A 2,610-nucleotide genomic window follows, 5' to 3' on the forward strand; every position below is an offset into this window, starting at 1 on the left:
TCTTCGAGCCGCCAACCGGGCGGCGCCATGAAGCCCGCGGCGGGCGCAGCGCCCGTCGAGCCCCCCGGGCGCGAAACGCCCGTCGCCCCGGGGACTTTCTCCCAGAGGGCGGTTTTGCCCTCGAGCATGTCGGCGACGCGCGCTTGGGCGCGGGCGAGCACGGCCGCCGCGTCCGCTCCCGGGTTCTTGAGGGCCTCCTTCACCACATCGGCGACGAATTCCGAGAGGTCCATCTTCGAGAAGTCGAGCGCCCCGAGCTCCTCGGCCGTGAAGCCCCGCGTGTCGGGCGCGAGGGCGGTCCCCCAGCCGCGGCCCAGCTGCGCGCGGCCCTGCTCGTTCAGAATGCGCGCGAGCTTGGAGTTGAAGCAGACGTAGCGCTCCTCGCGCTCGGTACAGCCGAGCCCGGGCGTGGTGTTCGTGCAGACGGTGCCCATGTAGCGGCAGAGCCTTTCGCCCTTCATCATCGCGACGCGCTGATCTTCGGCGCGGCAGGAGGCGTAGCCCTGGTAGAAGTGCATGGCGGCCGTGAGCGCAAAGCCCGCGGGCGAAAAGTTGAAGCTCCAGCCGCTCGCCTCGCTCCACGAGAGCGTGGCGCCCCAGTAGGAGAAGGAGGGTTCGTAGACGCCGCTCGAAGCGCCGCCGTAGAGGGCGTTGAGGGTCCCGGCGGTGTTCTTCGACTGACTGAGAATGTCGTGCACGTAGGGCGAGCCCACGTACTTCACGGCCTCCCAGCCCGCGCCCACGCCGAAGTCGAGGAGGAGCGAGAAGGCGCTGTTGGAGGTCCCGACGGCCGGTTCACTGCGGCAGCACGAGGCCGCGGCCTTGCGGTCGCGGCATCCGAGGGCCTCGCCCGAAAAGAAGCGGTTCCCGGAGAGGTCGCCGTAGACCCCCGCCTGACGCGCGATCTCCATCTCCACGATCGAGTCGGCGAAGTCTTGGTCGGGCGCTTCGTCGGTCGGCGTGCAGACGCCGGCGATGCAGGCCTCTCCCCCGCAGACCGTGCCGGCGGTGGAGGACGAGCCCTCCGTCACGCATTCATAGACGCGCGTGGGCCGCAGGCACGAAGCCGTTCCGTCGGGGCAGGATTCGGACACCAGGCGGCAGGCGGGATCGCGCTCGAAGGCCGTGCATTCCGAACCGCCTCCCGCCTGACAGGTCCACTGGTGCGACCATGCCCAGCAGTCCTTGTAGACGGGCTCGCCGTTGACCAGGCGGATCGCGGGTCCTTCGGCGCAGGTCTTCGCCGTCTCGACGCAGGACGGGTCGACGCGGAGTTGCGCACATTCGTCCTTGAGCGCGAGCTCCGTCTCCAAGAGGTCGGGAAGGCGCTCGGCGTCGCCCGCCGGCAGGTCGCCCTCCGTGCCCGCATCCGCGCCGCAGCGGAAGACCGCGCGCCGGCGGATGCAGGCGCCCGTCGAATCCTCGAGCTCGCAGACGCTCTGCGACTCCTCTCGGCAGACGCCCGAGGCGGTGAGCTTCTCTAAGGCCGCGCATTGGTTTTCGCCTGCAGCGGTGCACCGCCAGAGCGCCTCCCATTCGACGCATCGGTCCGAGGCGTTCTTCCTGAGGCAGGTCTTCGAGAGGGCAGAGCAGCGCCAGCCCGCCTCGGTCTTCTGCGCCACCGCCTCCCGGCAGGCCGAATCGTCCTCGACGGGCTTTCCGTCCGGGATTTCGGTCTTCCCGTCCTCAATGACGTCGTCGCCCTCGACCGTGACGCCGCGGCAGACGTAGCCCGCGCTCCAGGAGATGCAGCCGCCCGCGGCGTCCGTCGCCTCGCACGTCTTCGGGGAGGAGGCGGTGCAGCCCGCCGCCTCGAGCTTCGCGCACGAGGGCGCGGCCGAAACGGAGGGGCAGGAGACCGTGAGGGCCTCCTCCCAACAGGCGGGGGCGGCCTCGACCGTTTCGCCCGGCAGGTTCTCAACCGGAATCCGGCGGGGTGCGGCGTCAAGGCACGTACGCTTCGTGATGCTGCAGCCCGCTCCCAGCGCGAGGCCGGGCGTGCGCGTGGTTGAATAGGCGACCGTAATCCGCGGGTCGTCGGCGGTGATTCCCGGGCCCGAGGGCTTCTCCGTGCAGAGGAGGTCGCGGTTGAGCTCGAGACACCCCGCGGCGTCGTCCGACGCGGCGCACCGCTCCTCGACGATCCGGCAGGCCGCGGGAAGGTTTTGCGCGTCGCAGCGGGACTTTTCGGGCGCCTCCTCGACGCAGGAGAAGGTCTTCTCCCAGCGCCAGCATTCGCGATGGACGACGACGCCGTTCACGACGCGGTCGGCCGAATCGGCGCAGGTGCGCGAGAGCTCGGTGCAGGTGCGCGCCGTGGCGTCGGTTGAAAGAACGACCGGAAGAACGCTCGAGAGAACGGCCGGAAGCGCGGCGGTGGCGACGGGAAGGCCGGCCGCGAGCCCATGGAGGGCAAGAGCGGCAAACCCCGTCGAGTCCCCCGCGCGGGAAGGGCGCTTGAAGTGAGGGCGGTTCATCGCGTCTTTTTCTCCGTCGTTTCGGTGAGTCCGCGGCAGCCGTCGGTCCAGGTGTCGGTGACGCCGCCCCCTTGCGCGGCCCAGCCCGTGTAGGCGAGGAGTGCGTTCACCTCGCCCATGAAGGCGCCGCCGT

Annotated in this window: 1 protein-coding gene; it reads right to left on the bottom strand. The window is 70.3% G+C overall.

Annotated elements, in window-relative coordinates; genetic code table 11:
• Window positions 1-2,477: conjugal transfer protein TraN (gene traN / locus ACT6Y9_RS10310; protein WP_443744467.1), on the bottom strand; the 2,477-nt coding region annotated here is incomplete at its 3' end.
• Window positions 2,478-2,610: the final 133 nt, after the last annotated feature.

This window comes from Sutterella sp., from assembly GCF_052272535.1.
In the GTDB taxonomy this organism is placed as follows: Bacteria; Pseudomonadota; Gammaproteobacteria; order Burkholderiales; family Burkholderiaceae_F; genus Sutterella.